Genomic DNA, 18057 nt, shown 5'->3' on the forward strand with positions numbered 1-18057 from the left:
TATGGAATCGGAGTCAGCTTGTCCCCGCAAACCTATACATAAACCTCATCTTCGAGTGAAGATAAAATGCCTTCATTAAATAATTCAATTAAAACATTAGCAATTTGTGGATCAAAATGCATGCCGCTTTGCTTTTTCACTTCTTCAATCGTCTCCTGAATCGTCCAGGCTCTCTTATAGGGACGTTCATGTGTGAGCGCATCATAAAAATCGGCAAGCGCTACAATTCGTGCTTCCAGAGGTATTTCTTCCCCTTTCAGACCAAGCGGATAGCCGGAACCATCCCATTTTTCGTGATGGGATTTCGCTATAATCCCCGCCAGCTTCAGGATGGAAAATGTGCTTCCTTCCAAAATGCTGGACCCAATAATCGTATGAGCCTTCATTTGCTCAAATTCATGAGGCTCAAAACGCCCGGGCTTCAGCAAAATCTCATCAGGAATACCGATTTTTCCGATATCATGCAGCGGTGCCGCTTTGCGAATACGATCAGCGTCCTCTTCCGAAAGCCCCAAACGGCTGGCAATAAGCTCCGCAAGCCGTCCGACCCGCAGCGTATGCCTGCCCGTCATATCATCGCGATATTCTCCCGCGCGCCCAAGCAGCAGCAACATTTCCAGCTTTGCCTTTTGCAGCTCCTCCGTCCGCTCCAACACTCTCATTTCCAACGTATTTTTATGCTGTTGAATCTGATTGTGCAGCTGACGGGTTTTGAGCAAATTATTAATTCGCAAAATGACCTCGGTCCGGTCATACGGTTTAGTCAAAAAGTCATTCACTCCCGCCTCCAGGCAGCGCCTCTTCACTTCAGGAGTGACATCAGCGGTAAGCATCAAAACGGGCAAATAACTGTCGGCCGAAAGCTGCTCACGAATGAGTGTCAATACCTGCAGTCCATCCATGCCCGGCATATGCATGTCCAACAGGATAATGTCCGGCTCAATTTCCAATAGCTTTTGCTGAATCTGGAGAGGATCCATTATACTATATATATGAGTAAACCCTGAGCGGACCAGAATCCGTTCTAAAAGCGTAATGTTGAGCTCCTGGTCGTCCACGATTAATATTTTTGCGCGTGAAATGTCCTCCATCGTTCTTCTCCATTCTGTATTCGTGAAATGCCTGCTTACGCTTTTTCTTTCTCCAAAGCAGCCTTCATCTTCTCTAGCAGCCGCTCAAGCACAACCGGTTTCGTATCAAAATCGTCACAGCCCGCCTGATAGGCCTTATCCTCATCGTTCGTCATCGCATGAGCGGTCAAGGCGATAACGGGAATATGCTTCGTAAGAGCTGAGCTTTTGAGCATGCGGGTTGCCTCCCATCCATCAAGCACCGGCAAGCTCAAATCCATCAATATTAAATCCGGAAGCACCTCTTCAGCGAGATCTACCCCTTGCCTGCCGTCTTCAGCCGTTATGATGCGATACCCTTTGCGCTCCAGCCGCCGGGATAACATATCGCGATTCATCTCATTATCTTCAATCAGCAGAACGGTGTTCATCGTTTAGCAGCCTCCCCATTACACCATTTGATTGAGCACTTTAGCCTGCCCTTCCAGCTTGCCTGCCGCCTCGCTAATTCCTGTAAAGTCCCCTACAGCCTGCTGGATTTCATGCTTGCTGCTTATAATTGCGTCTCTGGAGCTTTTTGAGCTACCGCTAACCTTGTCCACCTGCTTTGATATTCCTTCCAGCGAATTTTGAATTTCGCTAGCAGCCCCTTGAACATGCTGGGCAAGCTTTTTGACTTCCATCGCTACAATATTAAACCCGCGGCCATGCTCCCCTGCGTGTGCAGCTTCAATCGCTGCATTCAAGGCAAGCAAATTCGTCTGTGACGCAAAATCCCGAATCGTCTGGACAATCCCTCGCACGGCTTGCGTTTGCTGCTCCAGCGTTTGCAGAAAATCGATTTGAATCGCATTATCGCTCACAACATGCTCAATAACCGAGGCGACTTGCTCGCTGCGATTGATGCCTCTTTGGGTCCGCTCCAGCAAATCCGCTGCCATCTGCTGCAATTCGTCGGTCATTTTGACTACGGCCTGCTCGCGCGCAGAAATATCTGTTGCAACCTTTACGACGGCAAATGGAACGCCCTCTTCATCACAAACAGGCATATAGGTCGCTTCAAGCCAAATACTCGCTCCGTCCTTTGCCAACCGAACAATTTTCTCTTGAAAGGCTGTGCCTTTGCGCAAATTTTCCCAGAACTGCTTGTATTCAGCACTATTGGCAAACTCGGGCCTGCAAAACTGCCGATGATTTTTCCCTGGCAATTCATGAGCTGCATAACCCATCGCCTTGGCAAACTGCTCATTTGCCCACAGCACCTCTCCTTGCAAATTAAATTCGATCATCGCCAGCGACTGCTCTAATGCGGATAGAACCGCCTTCCCATCAAGCACCTGCGTACTTTGGGAAACTAATTTCACAACGTCATTCACTTGCTATTCCTCCTATTAAAATTATCTATCAGGTTGATTCATGATTCGCTTGCGGTGCAGCCTCTGTTTTATTCTCCTTGGCAAGAGCCATCAATCGGCGAATTTCCGAAAGCAGCGAATGGTATTCGAGTTTTTCTTTTTGGATAATATTTTTGGCATAGCTGTTTAATTTTTGCCGTTCTTCCTGTGTAATCGACTTAGCTGTCACAACGACAACCGGAATCTCGTTCCATTCCCCGTGCTTGCGCAGCTCCGAAATAAATTGAAAACCATCCATTTCCGGCATCATAAGATCTAGTAAAATAAGGGAAGGCATTTCTCTTGCCATATGCTCTAGTGCGAGCCTCCCATTACGGGCTTGCGCAACGACATATCCTTCTCTCTGTAAAAGCTTGGTCATCAGCTCGCTTGTCGTCGCATCATCCTCAATGACGAGAATTTGGTGATCGTCGCTTTGCTTAATATATTTGTCCATCACCCGGATCATCCGTTCCCGTTCAACCGGCTTGGTTAAATACTCGGAAACGCCCAGCGTGTAGCCCTGCTGTCTGTCGCTAGTCATCGACCAGATAACGACGGGTATATCGGCAAGTTCGGCATCATTTTTAAGGGCATTAAGCACACTCCAGCCATCCATATTGGGCATAAGAATATCTAAGCAAATGACTTTTGGCCGCAGTTTTTTGGCCAGCCGCAGCCCCTCTGAACCATTATTCGCAAATGCTAGCGTCCACCCTGTTTTGGCTAGGTAACGCTCCATCAGCTCCCGATTAAACACCTCGTCATCAATTAGCAAAATGCTCGTTTGTCCATGCTCATCTACCGTATGTACAGGTAGTTCAGCTATAGGATAAGACAAATGAACGAGGGTATCCTCCATCGTATTCGGCAGCCAGCAAATAAACGTTGTCCCTACGCCAAAGCTGCTTTCTACCTGAATATCGCCGCCCATAATTTGGCTAAACCGCTGGCTTATAGCTAGTCCAAGCCCTGTGCCGCCATATTTGCGGGTAGTAGAAGCATCGGCTTGGGTGAAGGGTTGAAACAGCTTTTTCAGTTGATCTGGGGTCATGCCTATTCCCGTATCCTGAACGATAAAGCTGTAGCCTTCTCGCTGATTGCGCGTTTCCTTCCGCACCTCAAAGGTAATAAACCCCGATTCCGTAAACTTGTTGGCATTGCTCAGCAAATTAAAGAGAATTTGCCGCAGCTTTGTAATGTCGGCGGTAATGTCGCCATTTTCTCCGCAATTCATTTGCAGCTTATTTCCCTTCCCAATCGCAAGCGGACGTATCGTAGTCAGTACATCCTGCATTAAGCTCGGCAGGCTGCAGGTCTCCGGGTGCAGTTCCATTTTGCCGGCTTCAATTTTAGAAATATCTAAAATATCGTTAATGAGCGCCAGCAGATGGTTACCAGCCTTGCTGATTTTAGAGAGGTCCTCGACGAAAACAGACTCGCCAAGCTCCTCCGCTTCTTCCTGAAGCATCTCGCTGTAGCCAATGATCGCGTTCAGTGGAGTACGAAGCTCGTGACTCATATTGGCCAAAAACTGGCTTTTAATCAAGCTCGCTTCAATCGCCTCGTCATGCGCTTTGGCAAGCTGTTCCGTTCGTTCGGCAAGCGCAGTTTCTGCCTTGACCCGATCGGTAATATCGGTACGAATGGAGATGAACTGATGAGGAATGCCATCTTCACCGAGAAAAGGCACAATCGTCGTATTCATCCAATATTCACTGCCGTCCTTAGCGCGGTTTTTGACCTCGCCTTTCCATACATGGCCTTGTTTAATCGTTTCCCACATCACTTTGAAAAAAGCTTTCGGATGAAAACCCGAATTAATGACCCGATGCGTTTTCCCGATTAATTCTTCTCGTTCATACTTGGAAATGACACAAAACTTCTCATTTACGTAAGTAATAACTCCCTTATTGTCCGTAATGGCAACAATTGAGGATTCGTCCAATGCATTTTCAATATCGCGCAAGCTTTCCATGTTTTGCATTAATTTCAGTTCATTGTGTTTGCGTGTCGTGATATCGCTGCCAATCGCCATATATTTATAAACAATGCCGTCATCATCAGTGAACGGCAGAATCGTCATATTCACCCAATATACGCTGCCATCCTTGGCCCGATTTTTCACTTCTCCCTTCCACACTTGCCCGTCGCTGATCGTTGCCCACAGCTCTTTAAAAAACGCTTGTGAATGAAAGCCGGCATTTAAGACCTTATGGCTGGAGCCGATCATTTCATCTCTCGTATATTTTGAAATCTCACAAAAATAATCATTGGCAAAATGGATGATACCTTGTGCATCCGTTATCGAAACGATCGAGGATTGTTCTAGAGCAGATAAAGCGTAGTTTATATCTTTTATGTCTTTGAGTTCTTTTAACATCTGTGTTTCTCCCATCCTACGCAAGTAAGTCTACTCATTACTATACGACAATATTTTGAAACATTTTTGAAACATTTTTGAAAGATGAGAATTGCCCTGCTTTTTTAATAGGAGAGGCTTGATCAATAGAGCTTTTCCTGTCTCAGTCCATCTGTTCATACGCTTCTCCAACGATCAAACCACAACCGGATAGAGTCGTGCGGCTCCATATCCAGCTCCTGTAGCAGCATTTTTCGCAATAGCTCATACTGGGCTTCGACCGAACGCCGATCCTCAAGAGAATCATAAATGCGCATCAGCTCAAAATAAAGACTTTCTTCCGTTGGAAGCACACTTTGCATTTCTAAATAATGTTCGGCAGCCGCTGGGAGATTATTGCTTTCAATAAAATAATTCGCAATTTGTTTGGCATGCGACAGCCATTTCATCCGGAGCCGCTGCTTCTCGGTCTCTGCCCACAAGTAAGCATATTCTGCGAGATAATCGCCTTTATACTGGGCGGACAATTGCTTATGCTGCTCCAGCGATTCGCTCGTCAAAGGCGGAGCAGCATCCATTTGCCGCTCCCATTCCTCAATATCAAGCGGGAAGCCGTTTAAATCCAGCCGGTAGCCTTCATCGACGTTTTCAATGCGAATGTTCAACTGCTCATCCTGTAGCAATTTGCGAATTTGATAAATCGCCGTATATAATTGCGTAATTCCTTTTTTCCAATCAATATCCGACCATAATTGGTCGACCAGCGTCTGTTTGCGGATAGGCTTTCCGCGCAAATGCAGCAGCAAGCTGAATAGTTCCTGAGCCTTTAACGTCTTCCAGCGCAGCGTTGCCGAGCCGCCCGTCGCCCGCTCAAACTGCAAAGAACGAAAGCATTGAACCCGGACCCAGTCCTGACGGGGCGCAGCGGGCAGCTGACTGCCTGCTCTTTGCAGCAGCCGTTCGGTTGTTTGAGCTAGGCGCTTCAGCTGAATGGGCTTCAATAGATAGTCTACAGCGTTAAGATCAAATGCCTTAACCGCATATTCTTCATATACGGTTACAAATACAATTTGCGTATGCGGGCGCTGCTGCAAAATTTTCTCCGCCAGCGCTATGCCGCTCATCTCCGGCATTTCAATATCCAGAAAGACAGCATCCGGTGCCAGTCTGCTGATATCGGCAAGCGCCAGCCTTGGATTGCGATAGGAGCCGATCATTTCAAGCTCTGCAAAGCACGCAAGCTCCTCGGCCAAATGACTTAATGCTAGCGGTTCATCATCAACCAGTATAACTTTCATGTATACCTACCTTCTCCATGGGCAATCGGATGCATATTTCCGTACCTTCTCCCGGACGGCTGGAAATCGTTAATCCGTAACCAAATAATTGTTTCATCCTGCGGTCAATATTGGCCAGGCCAATTCCACCAGTTAGGGGCGCTGCTTCCGCATGGGGCGGCAACTCAGCTGGCATGCCAACCCCATTATCCTTCACCGTAATCAGGATGTCTCCGCCTTCCTGCCAGACACAAATTTCAAGATGCCCGCCATCCGCTCTGCGCATAATGCCATGCCGAACCGCATTTTCCACCAAAGGCTGAATCGTCAAGGGCGGAATCCAGAAAGACAGCTCTGTCATCACTTGAATATCAAACGTCAGCCAATCCTCGAAACGAACCTTCTCAATATGCAGGTATGATTTCACCAGCTTCAGCTCACGCTCAAAAGGCACCAGCGGCTCGGAGCTGTCAAAACGAAAGCTTTCCCGCAAATAATGCCCGAATTCCGTCAATAAATCCGTCATTTTCTCCGGCTGTTTTTTACTTAAAGCGGCAATCGAATTTAACGTATTAAATAAAAAATGAGGCTTGATTTGCGCCTGTAAAAAGGCCAGCTCCATCTGAATACGCGCGCCGACCGAGCGCTTCAATTGCACCAGCGTCAAAATCCGCACTCGAAGCTCTGACCACTCGACAGGCTTCACCAGAAAATCATTCGCTCCCGCTTGGCTCGCCGCTATCGCGTGATCGGAATAGCCAGCGGACGTCATGAGAAGAATGGGAAGCTCAAAGCTGGTAAAATGCTCACGGATATTCCGGCATACGTCAAGCCCCGACATATCCTGCAAGATGCGTTCTACAATTACGAGATCCGTATCCCGCATATGGTGAAGCCGCTTAAGCGCTTCTCTGCCTTTTTTAACAACGGTTACTCGGTATTGATCCATGGCAAGCAGCTTCACCAAAACATTGATGTTTAATGAATCGTCGCTAACGATCAGAATTTCAGTTCTTTCTGTTTCCTGACTCTGATATAGCTTGCGACTTCTTAATCGCTGATCCACTAGCCCCTGTGCCTGCAAGGACAGATCCACACTGTTTCCATGAAATTCAGGAAAGCTGCCGGCATTGGACCCTGCCAATAGCTCTATAGCAATCGGAAGCGATAGACCGATGATAACCTCCTGGGGCAAGCCAGAGGCGATGCTGATTCGCCCTTGATGCAGCTTAACGAGCGCATGGACAAGGAACAGTCCCAGATGCTCATCATAGGGCAGCGGTCTGCTCGCTTCGTCCTCCAGATGCAGCATGTTCACAAGAGTCGCGGCAGTATCGTCCGTTATTCCCGTTCCCTGCATGATGATTTCAAGTTCCATCCGATTGCTAACCACGCTTGCCTTCGTTGTAATCGCACCTTCAATGGTCAACTTCAGAGCAGACTGTATAAGTCCGGACAATATTTGCTGCAAACGCTGCTCATCCGCTACAATTGGCGGCAAGCCCTGTGGAATCGTATTCATTAATGTAATCGAATCGCTAAATACCAAGTCGCGGGTGCGTTCAATGACTTCACCTACAACAGATGGCAAATGAATCGGACGAACCGTAAGCGCAATGCCCGCTTCAAGTAAACGGGCAAAATCCATCATATCGTCTACCAGCCTTCTCATCGTCCAGCCTACTGAAGTAATCAGCCGCAAATCATGAATTTGCTCCTCAGACAAGCTCTCATCCGCATGCAGGCGTGCTTCTGCAACGCCAATCATGGCATTTAAAGGCGTAATCATCTGTTCGGAAATACCCTTCATAAATTCAGACTTAAAGCGATTCACCCGATGGAGTTCCAAAGTAAGCGCCTCATTTTTTTGATAAGCCCGAAAAAACTGGTGCAAAAACAAATACGAAATTGCGATGCTAAACCCGATCATTTGTACAAAATACCATAGGGTTAACTCACCAAAGCCAAACAGCACTAGCGAATTAAGCAAGGCTTGTGCCGAAAACAGGCAAAACGACCAAAACTCATAGCGATTTTGCTCGTCCCCGCTACGTAAGTTTCGTAAAACTACGAGAAGGATATATATATGTACAATAAAAGAGACCATTAGCCACAGAGGCAGCAAGCGGGTAGAAATAGCCGTCGGCATGACGAGTATACAGGCAGCCATTGCGGAGGAGATGACGAGCAGACCTCTCTTGAACAGGCGGTTGACGCGCTGCTCATGTCGTACAGCTAAGTACATGAACATGCCTACCAATATGGAGATTGAACATAGCCAATATACGGTGACCGTCATTCGGTAAGGCATTTCCGGCCAAATGGCCAGCAGCCACCTCGTCCCTTGAACAGAGTTTAATAGCGCCGTACATAAGAAAAAGAAGGATAAATAGATCCAGCCGCTGCCCCGGTCCTGTAGATGCAGCACACCAAAATAAAGGCCAAACACGATAAAAAAAGCAATGGTGCCAAATTCGAAAGCGGCAAATTGCTGCTGCTCCTGAACGATTAAATCCGGCGGCCCCATCCGAATCGCTTGAATGATACCCCCACTTGTTGCATGATCGAAATTAGCTACCTGTACGAAAATATCTATGCTATCCGTTCTAATTTGCGTATAGGCAATATACGGCTTGATTTTCCCCTTATACTGCTTTAAACCATCATCAAGGGCGCCGCTCGCTCCAATTTCTTCTCCATTGATCAACAACCGATGCGCGCTGCGGATAAGCGATACCTGAAAGGCTTGAAGCTCTGGCTGATGCTCGCCAAATTGTATGCGAAGATGATAGGTGCCATATCCGAAAGCTTGACTATCGTACATATTCAAGAGCATATTGCTCCAATTTCCAGGAACATGCGCCTGTTTGGATAACGGGCCTGTCTTTGCTTCTGCCATGTCCCCCCACAGCTGCTCCGGATAAAAGTCCCACTCCCCCTTCAGCTTAATGACCTTCTGACCGAACCCGTCCCATTTACTTAAGTCGAGCACGCCATTTCTAGCTTCCGGCTGATCATCCCACTTCAATTGAGAGGCAACATTAGCCCCAATAAGCAATAGCAGAATAAATCCTAACATGCCAAATAATGCTTTGTTTTTCATATTTCAATTTCTCCATATATAAAGTTCCTTGTTTATGTTTCATCATAACATGATTAATGTGATAACACACCGCCATACTATAGCATTAAAAAAGCATCTGATCCGCAGATCAAATGCTTGGATTCAACCATCGTTAAGGAAAGCTTCCATGCTTCATTGCAGCTTAAAAGCACTTCTCCAGCACAGCCCGATTTTTCCCGGCTTGCTTCGCTTTGTACAGCACAAACGTCCCGCCTTCCAGCCTTCCCGCAACGACTTCTCCCTGCCTTCCCATGACCGATAGCAAATCGGCTATATACTGAAGACAGGAGTCGCCAACGTTAAAGCCCTGCAGGGCATTATAAATACGCAGATCATCCATATCAACCATTAAAAGGGCCACCGAATAGCCGCGCTCTGCGCCTTCTCTCACATCGTCAGCCAGCTCCTTATAAAAGCTTGGCGATTAGGCAGTTCGGTTAAAGGATCCGTTGTCGTGAGCGATTGCAGCTGCGTTAACATGTCGGAATACACATTTTCCATATTGGCATCTGTTTGATATTCCCGGGCAATGGCCATGATGGAGTTCTCGCCTCCATACACGACTGATACGAGCATGAACTCAAGAACGATCATTTGACCATCCGACTTGTTTATCCGGCCGATAACGGTTGTTATGTTTAAAGGGTCCTGTTCCAATTCTTGAAACTGCGCCTCAAACTCGGCCTGGGAGCTGTCATGCACGAAGGACATAAACGGGCGTCCCATAAGCGTTTTGGCAGCGACTTCTCCGAGCAGTCTCGCCGCCTGGCTGTTCGCGTAAACAAATGCACGATTGGTTAAGGTGAAAAAGGGTACAGACGATGCTTCCATGAGCTGAATATAGCGTTGTTCGTTTTTGCGGACAATGGCGGAATTGTGCATAGCTAAATATTGGGCTTGACGAAGCTGCTCCTCCGTATGCCTCATGACGATGCTCTTAAGCTCAGGCAGCATTCGCAGCTCTTGATCCGACCAGGATAGCGCCGTTGACTCAACGACCTGTCTCCATTTCTCGAAAGATTTACGCGGTGACAGACGAATGCCGTCATCGCCTTGAATAACCGCTTTTGCCGGATCGCCAGCCCAGTGAACGACTTGTACTTGCTCGGGCCGGAACCACATAATAAAGTTTTCATGTCCTGGAGACAACGCCAAATATAGTACGCCCGAAGCAAGCTCTTTGTAGCTTTTCGCCAAATCAAGCACCACACTAAGACTTGAAGTCTGATACACATGATCTAACGATTGCTCGGCCAGCCATTGTGCCAGTTGCTCCACCTGCGCTTCCGTCGGCGTCTCCCCAAGCAGCAGCAGCTTTTCCTGGTAACAGACCGCCGCTCCTGTTGCGCTCATCAAATTCAGCAGGTTCGATTCCTCTTGCTTCAACTGGTCCATAAGGCGAATGGGATTATTATCCCCCACAAAAATACTGGCAAGATGGGAAGCCCATTTCCGCAATCTCGCTTCACGCTCATATTCGTCAAGCTGCTGCCGCTGAAACCATTCACTGGAGAAAAAAGAACCGAGAAAATTACACAAATTGCGGACCCGATGAGAAATATATTTACGCGAATAATGATGGCAAGTAATTAATCCCCACAGCTGATTATCATGAATCAACGATATGGTCATCGTTGCCCCACACCCATGTTTTGCAAATATTCAATATGCATGGGCGATACGCTGCGAAGCACCGACAGGCTAAGGTTAAGTGATTTGCCCGTGAGCGGTTGAACGGCAGGCACAATTTCTACTGGATTATAAGCTACATCTACGATGACGCGAAGCCAGTTGCGCAAATACAGCTCCCTCGCCTGCTTGGGAATATCCGATGCGGGATAATGGTGGCCGAAAAAAGATTCAAGTCCCTCATCCTTGGACTCGGCGATCACCTTGCCGTTCCATTCCTTATCGAACTCATAGACCATGACCCGGTTATAATCCAATATTTTGCGGATTTCCTCAGCAGCTACCTGGCTCGCTTCCGCCCGATTCTCTGCATGCTTTAGTTTTCCGAAAAAATGGCGGATCCAGCCAAAATCATCATGATCCGGCCCCTGATCTTCCGATACCGGCTCTAGTTCCACGATAATGAGCCCTTCGCTTTCGTGGACAACACAGAAAAAGTCGGACGGTTTCCCGCCGACTTCAATTGTAACATTCAAATAATTTAAGTCAGATGTGTTAGATGCTGCCAGTTCGCGATCCGAAATCTCCTTAACCGACTGCTTTGCACAATCTCGTTAGGAGCATCCATTCTAGCTGCCAGCAGCACGCCATGCGGTTGAATATAGCCTGGAATATGTATCGGTTCCTTATCGCAATTCGTCAGGTCAATGCTGTCTTGGGTGACAAAATTTTCACCTGTCAATAACGTGCGGTTTAAGGCAGGAATGTCTAGCTTTCGGTTAAACATTAAACCAAACCTCCAGAGTCAGAAACGTTTGCTTCGCCGTCTCAACGACCTGAGTAGCCTCTTCTTCCGTTAATACAGACTCGCTTACAAATTGGCTGAATTCCGCCCATTTCGCTCTCGTTTCGGTACCATAAGCGTTAAAATACGCCGTGCCTTCGCTTGCGTTGTCCGTAAGCGGCAGAAATTTGCGAACCTGCTTCGTAATAATTTGCCCACCCATTGTGGAGCCTTCAATGACATACATATAACCAAGCATCTGGGCCACTGTAGCTAGTTTAGGAAGCTGCTGGCATTCCGGTAGCTGCTGCAGCTGCTCTTCGCTTAAACCAAGTGCCAGCAAATCGCGTTCCAACAGCGGGGATTTGGCCCGGTTTTGAATAAACTCGCCAAGCTCGTGCACGTTTTGCGCTTCTGATAGAGCGGCAATATGGCGTTCTACCGGCTTAATAAAACCGTAAAACTTCTGTAAGTAAAGGGAATAGTCCGTTACGTTTAAAGTTTGATTCATAATGGCTTTGGCAAAGCGGTTGTCCTCGATCTGCTTGTGATTCACAGCAGTCTCTTCCTTCAATCGAGCCATGACGTTCATATGGGCGTTCACTCCTATCCATTTATAGGCTTTTCGCCTTAAAGAAGAAACACTTGTCTGCATAAACATCGCTGTGCTTCACGCTGAAAATATGATTTTTCACCTTATAATCAATACATAATTATAACTGAGAAAATTAATATAATCAAAGTGTTTCTCCATGGATTTTTGTAACAAGGCCTACTCGCTAGCCGTTATAACATCCTTTTTCGAACGGGTTAAATAGACAATCATGCCTAAGATGCAAACCAGGAAAATCGCGCTTGTTCCTACAGTTCCAAAGCCTAATCCGCCGTCATCCGTTGACTGGGACAAATAATCGCCAAGCGATGCTCCTAATGGCCGCGTAACAATATAGGCGATCCAAAATGCCAACACCGCATTGCATTGATAACGGTAATAGGCAGACGTTACAGCGCCAATAATGGCTGCGAATATAAGTGCCGAAGTCAAATAGCCAAGCTGCGTCCAAGCATTTTTTTCTTAGCATAGGTAAAGCTAATTAATTATTAGTTAACCGGTTATTAAATTTCTATATATTAAAAAATAAAAAAAGCCTGGAAAACCAGACTTTTTCGTCAAACATTTTTATACATTGGGGTGTGTATGCATACGTGAGTCGGCCAGTTGTTCCTGGCTTAGCGCTTATTCGCGGCCAATCTCTTCTGACGATTCAAGGCTTAAGGAACCACAGCATCCGGTTGTGGCTGGGACCACTGATGCTGAGGCTACTGTTGCTGAGACTGCTGATGAATCCACTGTTGCTGAAATCACACAGCTCCGGGCTTTCCCTCCTCCTTTGGAGGACTGAGGTTCCGCTATTTTGGCTTTTCCTTCGATTTCAGGCCGCACGCGGACAGGAAAGCCGCTATTGCCCTCATCATCCCCTCAAAATGGCGATGGGCAGTGTAATAGCGGCTCCTGTGTCCGCCGCCGGTGCCATAATCCACGATTCGGTGAAAATAGCGGCTGCTGTGTCCACCAAATCTGCCTTGGTGTCTTGGTGTCTTGGTGTCTTGGTGTCTTGGTGTCTTGGTGTCTTGGTGTCTTGGTGTCTTGGTGTCTTGGTGTCTTGGTGTCTTGGTAGGATTTGCTCACGGAGCAAACCCCTGAAACGAGGAGCACAACGTAACTTTTCGGGTAAGCAGGTTCACATTCTTGAGGAGAGATATTCCTTTTCACTCAGAATTTGGATCTGGATTTGGATCTGGAACTGGATTGTTTACTTTTGCACACACGCTCAAGTGGAATCCTATTACTTGAACACCGTTACACCTTATAAATATCTATCGTATGCAAAATGATACTGGCCAGAGCCCAGCTCCAGCGTAACGCTTCCCGCTTCTTCATGAATCGCGGTGATGCCCGCCGCTTGCGATAGTGCAATGCCATTTTCCAGCACATCGGCTGCCGCATGCGCTTCTGGAAGCTTTAGCGTCGCACGGGCATTGCCCGGCACCGTCACTTGAATTTCCATTCGCCCTGCTTCCATACGGCGCCAAGAGGAAACGACTACCCCATACATCGTTGTAAGCCTTGCTTCCGCCCATGTTAAACCTGGTCCCGGCTGCGGGCTGATTTTCACATGCTTGAATCCCGGCTCCTCCTCGTCTGGCTGAATGCCAGCCACGTAGCTGTACAGCCATTCTCCGATTGCACCGTAGGCATAATGATTGAAGGAATTCATATCCTCGCTCCAGAAGCTGCCGTCTTCCTTGATGCCATCCCAATGCTCCCAAATCGTCGTCGCGCCTTTCGTAATTTGATAGAGCCAGGAAGGATAATCCTCCTGCAGCAGCAAACGGTAAGCTAGATCATTGCGCCCAGCTTCGCTAAGCACTGGATTCAAATAAGGCGTACCGACAAATCCTGTCGTCAAATGGTCATCTTGTTCCTTTAGCAGCTCGGCAAGCTTCTGCTCGGCCCTCTCTTTCGCCGCCCCTGACACGAGGCCGAAGCGCAGCGCCAGCACCTGCGCCGTTTGTGTCGGTACAGACAGCCGCCCGGACGGGGTCAGAAACTCATGCTGGAATGCGGCAATAATTTGTTTATGCCAAGCAGCAAGATGCTCCACTTCCGTTTCTTTCCCTAATGCTTTCGCCGCTTTAGCGACAAGCGATACCGAATAAGCGTAATAGGCCGTTGCAATAAAATCTCTGTCCGTGGCCCCGACGTAGCTGTTCGGCTTGGAATCAAGCCCCAGCCAATCGCCAAAGTGGAATCCCGTGTTCCACAAATAAGGGTTGCTCCCCTGCTCATAAATGTACTGAATCCATTGGTTCATGCTGTCATATTGCGCCTCCAGCAGCCTAGCATCGCCATACGCTTCATACATCGTCCATGGACAAATAACCGCCGCATCGCCCCAAGCCGCAGAGGAATGGCTTGTGTCTCCCCAGCCTTCGGAAAACTCAGGCTTCAGATTAGGGATGTAGAACGGAATGCCCCCTTCCGGCGTCTGATCCGCTTTCAAATCTTGCAGCCATTTAGTGAAAAATGGGGCAACATTCATCACATAGGAAGCCGTTCGAATGAACATTTGCGCGTCGCCCGTCCAGCCTAGCCGCTCATCGCGCTGCGGGCAGTCGGTCGGCACATCGACAAAATTGCCCTTTTGCCCCCAGACGATATTATGATGCAGCTGGTTCACCTTGGCATCCGAGCATTCGAAAAACCCTGTACGCTCCATATCCGAATGCAGCACAATTCCACGGAAAGCTTCGAGCTCAATCGGCGCTTTAAACCCCGTCAGCTTCACATAACGGAAGCCTTGAAAGGTGAAATGCGGCTCAAACGATTCCTTCCCATTCCCTTTCAACGTATATTGGATACGCTGCTCGGCCCGGCGAATATTGCCCATATAGAAGTTTCCATTCTGATCTAGCACCTCCGCATGCTGCAATTCAACCCTATGTCCAGCGGCGCCTTCGACTTCGAATTTTACCCAGCCGACCATGTTTTGGCCAAAATCAATCACCGTATCGCCCTCTGGCGTTTGGATTACAGCAATCGGCTTCAGTGTTTCGGCGGGGCGAACAGGCTCATTTACCTGCTGGGTTATGATCGACTTAGGATGTATAATCGTTTCAACTGGCTGCCATACGTCTGAATCCGCCGTTTGGCTGCTATGCCAGTCCAATTCCAGACGGGCGTCATAACGCTCGCCATGATACATTTCGGACATTAGAATCGCGCTTCCAGCCGCTTGCCAATCATTATTCGAAACGACAACTTCCTCCGTACCATCCTCATAGCTAATGTGAAGCTGGAAGAGCAGCGCAGCGCGTGAACCATAAGTCTCTTTCTCCTGCTTCCAGCCGAGTTCCCCTTTGTACCAGCCATTGCCCAGCAGCGCGCCAATCGCATGCGTGCCAACGGCCAACTGGTTCGTTACATCATACACCTGATATTGCAGCCGTTTGCCGTAGCTGGTCCAGCCCGGTGTAAAATAGTCGTTGCCAATGCGATTGCCATTCCATTGCAGCTCATACATGCCTAGTGCCGTAGCGTAAATCCGGGCGCTTTTGACCGTTTTTTCAACGGTGACAAAAGTTCGGAGCAGCGGAATGCGCTCCGCATCCTCTTCCGTCGCAGCGAAATCGGAAGGCGCGCTAATCCACTCCGCTGTCCACGCGCTGTAATCCAAGAGACCGGTTTCAAAATAGGCCGTTTCCGACCAAGCGCTGCCTTCCAAAGACAACTCGGTAGTCCACACCTTGACCCGATAATAATATCGCGTACGCGCTTGCAGCTCGATTTGATCCAGCACAACATGAACGGATTGACCAGAAGCGTTCCGGCCAGAATCCCATAAAATTTGTCCAAACTTTGGCTCCAATGAAACTTGCAGCTGGTAGGCCTGCTGCTGAATGCCTCTTTCCTCTGATTGGATTTGCCAGCTGATTCTAGGATGCGGCACATCAATGCCAAGCGGATTTTTCAAATATTCACATCTGACTTTTGCGATCTGGACCATGGGACGACCTCCTCTAATCAGGAAAAGCTGCTGTTCATCACTTACCCTGTTATCGTATAATTATAGCGTCCATTTTCGGCAAAAATCCTTGTAAAAAGGCCAACATATCCCGGTCATTCAGCCAACTATTTAAGGGGGAGCATATGATGAAAAAACCTGTGCAATGGTATAAAGGCGATCATTTTTTTGGCAATCAGCTTCCGATTTTCGTCAATCGCTACCAGGAGGATTTCAAGGTTCCCCTCCATGCGCATGATTTTATAGAGTTCAACTTTGTTGCCGAAGGGAGAGGCTTTCATCATATTGGAGATGATATTGTAGCCGTGAGCAAAGGGCTGTTTTTCACAATACCAGTCGGCATTCCACATGTGTTCAGGCCTACCTCTACGGATCCCTCCCAGCATCCGCTCATCGTATATAATTGCTTATTTGCACCTCAGCTGCTGCTTTCAATGTCCGCCTTGTTTACCGATCCGCTGCTGGAGCAATATTTAGCTGAGCTGCAAAATGGTCAAGCCACCTATCATTCGATTCAGGATCACGATGGTTCAATTGAAAAACTGCTCGTGGCGATGTATCAGGAGTTTTCTTTCTTGGCAGCAGGAGCGGACACTTATCTATACACGCTATTCCTGCAACTGGTCATAACCATTCACCGACTGCGAAGCGACAACCGCCCGTTGAAAATAAAAGATGTGTCGCACTTCAACCTGCTCATTCAGTTTATGGAGCAGCACGTTCATGAAGAGCTGACACTCGCGAAGCTGGCCACAAGATCCGGCTGGAGCATTCGGCATTTACAGCGTCTATTTCTCCAGCACACCGGACAAACGTTTGGCAACTATTTGAACCAACTGCGCATACAAAAAAGCTGTGAGCATTTACGCTTAACACAGCTTAAAATTAGTACGATTGCCGAAATGGTCGGCTATAGCCACATTGATTCGTTTAATGCGCTTTTCAAGAAAAGAGTCGGCCAGACGCCTGGCCAATATCGCAAGCAGTTTAGATGAAACTGACAGCTTAAAGCAGGCTTTTAATAATTTGCATCGGATTTCCCGTATCACCATACGTGTCACTCATCATCGTATTGACGGTTTCTTCAGAGGGTACAACGCCAATATACGGCTATGGTATCGGCAGTTTATTGTCCCCTCTCTTGCTTCATTCCTTCGAAAGCGCCCGTTATTAATTGCTTAATCACGCTTTCCTCCAGCCCATCTCCTGTAACTAACAAGCGATAAAAAATCGGCCCATAAAGCAAATCAATACTCAATTCAATATCTAGCTCCCGTTTCAGTTCCCCCCGCTCTACCCCTCGCATGAGCAGCTGCCTTGCTTCCAATCGGCGAGGACGGACATACTCCTCCCGCAATGCAGCAGCAAGCTTCGCATCAAATTGCCCCTCTCCGATAATTTCCGTAATCACCTCTCCTTCACGGCTCGTTAAAAATCGGGATAAATTAGTCGCATGAAGCAAAATATCTTCATATACAGCGCCCGTATCCGGTATTGGCAGCCTTGCAGTGATGGCATACATAAAACCAGCCATTACAACGGCTCCTTTATTAGGCCACCATTTGTAGATCGTCGCTTTGCTCACCTGTGCCTGCTCGGCAATTTTCTCAACGGTAACGCCGCCAAATCCGATTTCAAGCAGCAAGTTGTAGGAGGCCGTTAAAATAGCACGCTCCGCTTCAACGTTGCGAGGTCGCCCTCTTTTTATATTCAATGGTCATAGCTCCTTTTGTGGACTTTCTTTACATTATATAAAATTTTGGGCGCGTTGAAAAAAAACATTTTAAATACTGTACGTTTAGTATATAATATAGCCATAATTAAAAAAAGG

The 18057-nt window shown here is 47.7% G+C and carries 14 protein-coding genes and 1 pseudogene; 1 reads left to right on the top strand and 14 read right to left on the bottom strand.

From position 1 onward, the window contains the following. Positions 1–32 precede the first annotated feature (32 nt). The 13 genes and pseudogenes from AC50Y5_RS11240 to AC50Y5_RS11300 all read right to left on the bottom strand — a co-directional run bounded on the left by AC50Y5_RS11240 (position 33) and on the right by AC50Y5_RS11300 (position 16208). Positions 33–1091, bottom strand: coding sequence for an HD domain-containing phosphohydrolase (locus tag AC50Y5_RS11240; RefSeq protein WP_494860568.1), 1059 nt, complete (start codon positions 1089–1091; stop codon positions 33–35). A 35-nt stretch (positions 1092–1126) separates the two neighbouring features. Next, positions 1127–1501 (bottom strand): response regulator, encoded by a 375-nt coding sequence (locus tag AC50Y5_RS11245; protein WP_056035662.1) that lies wholly within the window; start codon positions 1499–1501, stop codon positions 1127–1129. Positions 1502–1519: 18 nt separating this feature from the next. Continuing rightward, positions 1520–2446: a methyl-accepting chemotaxis protein gene (locus AC50Y5_RS11250; RefSeq protein ID WP_494860570.1), complete on the bottom strand. Its 927-nt coding sequence runs from the start codon at positions 2444–2446 to the stop codon at positions 1520–1522. Positions 2447–2474: 28 nt separating this feature from the next. After that, positions 2475–4847: a hybrid sensor histidine kinase/response regulator gene (locus tag AC50Y5_RS11255; RefSeq protein WP_494860571.1), complete on the bottom strand. Its 2373-nt coding sequence runs from the start codon at positions 4845–4847 to the stop codon at positions 2475–2477. Between the two features lie 155 nt (positions 4848–5002). Beyond that, complete coding sequence (locus AC50Y5_RS11260) at positions 5003–6124, bottom strand: response regulator (protein WP_056035653.1); 1122 nt, start codon at positions 6122–6124, stop codon at positions 5003–5005. Then, positions 6105–9206, bottom strand: coding sequence for a hybrid sensor histidine kinase/response regulator (locus tag AC50Y5_RS11265; RefSeq protein ID WP_494860574.1), 3102 nt, complete (start codon positions 9204–9206; stop codon positions 6105–6107). The genes AC50Y5_RS11260 and AC50Y5_RS11265 overlap by 20 nt, the downstream gene beginning before the upstream one ends. A 163-nt stretch (positions 9207–9369) precedes the next feature. Continuing rightward, the gene (locus AC50Y5_RS11270; protein WP_494860576.1) at positions 9370–9618 is read right to left on the bottom strand and encodes a diguanylate cyclase domain-containing protein; all 249 of its coding nucleotides are present in this window, start codon (positions 9616–9618) and stop codon (positions 9370–9372) included. After that, positions 9615–10859: a PAS domain S-box protein gene (locus tag AC50Y5_RS11275; RefSeq protein ID WP_494860577.1), complete on the bottom strand. Its 1245-nt coding sequence runs from the start codon at positions 10857–10859 to the stop codon at positions 9615–9617. The genes AC50Y5_RS11270 and AC50Y5_RS11275 overlap by 4 nt, the downstream gene beginning before the upstream one ends. Continuing rightward, positions 10856–11314, bottom strand: a complete 459-nt coding sequence (locus AC50Y5_RS11280) for a hypothetical protein (RefSeq protein ID WP_494860579.1) — start codon at positions 11312–11314, stop codon at positions 10856–10858. The genes AC50Y5_RS11275 and AC50Y5_RS11280 overlap by 4 nt, the downstream gene beginning before the upstream one ends. An 83-nt stretch (positions 11315–11397) precedes the next feature. Next, positions 11398–11643 (bottom strand): hypothetical protein, encoded by a 246-nt coding sequence (locus AC50Y5_RS11285; RefSeq protein ID WP_494860581.1) that lies wholly within the window; start codon positions 11641–11643, stop codon positions 11398–11400. Beyond that, positions 11636–12232: a biliverdin-producing heme oxygenase gene (locus AC50Y5_RS11290; protein ID WP_494860583.1), complete on the bottom strand. Its 597-nt coding sequence runs from the start codon at positions 12230–12232 to the stop codon at positions 11636–11638. The genes AC50Y5_RS11285 and AC50Y5_RS11290 overlap by 8 nt, the downstream gene beginning before the upstream one ends. Positions 12233–12412: 180 nt before the next feature. Beyond that, positions 12413–12694: pseudogene (locus tag AC50Y5_RS11295) on the bottom strand (COG4705 family protein); the annotation flags it as partial. An 814-nt stretch (positions 12695–13508) separates the two neighbouring features. Further along, entirely contained in the window at positions 13509–16208 is a 2700-nt protein-coding gene (locus AC50Y5_RS11300; RefSeq protein ID WP_494860585.1) for a family 78 glycoside hydrolase catalytic domain, read from the bottom strand. A gap of 143 nt (positions 16209–16351) precedes the next feature. Between AC50Y5_RS11300 and AC50Y5_RS11305 the strand changes: the two genes are divergently transcribed. Beyond that, the gene (locus tag AC50Y5_RS11305) at positions 16352–17221 is read left to right on the top strand and encodes a helix-turn-helix domain-containing protein (RefSeq protein ID WP_494860587.1); all 870 of its coding nucleotides are present in this window, start codon (positions 16352–16354) and stop codon (positions 17219–17221) included. Positions 17222–17352: 131 nt separating this feature from the next. On the opposite strand, the gene AC50Y5_RS11310 is transcribed toward AC50Y5_RS11305, so the two are convergent. Then, on the bottom strand, positions 17353–17940 hold the full coding sequence (locus AC50Y5_RS11310) for a TetR/AcrR family transcriptional regulator (RefSeq protein ID WP_056035627.1): 588 nt from the start codon (positions 17938–17940) through the stop codon (positions 17353–17355). Between the last annotated feature and the right edge of the window lie 117 nt (positions 17941–18057).

The organism is Paenibacillus sp. JT22N7, assembly GCF_059383875.1.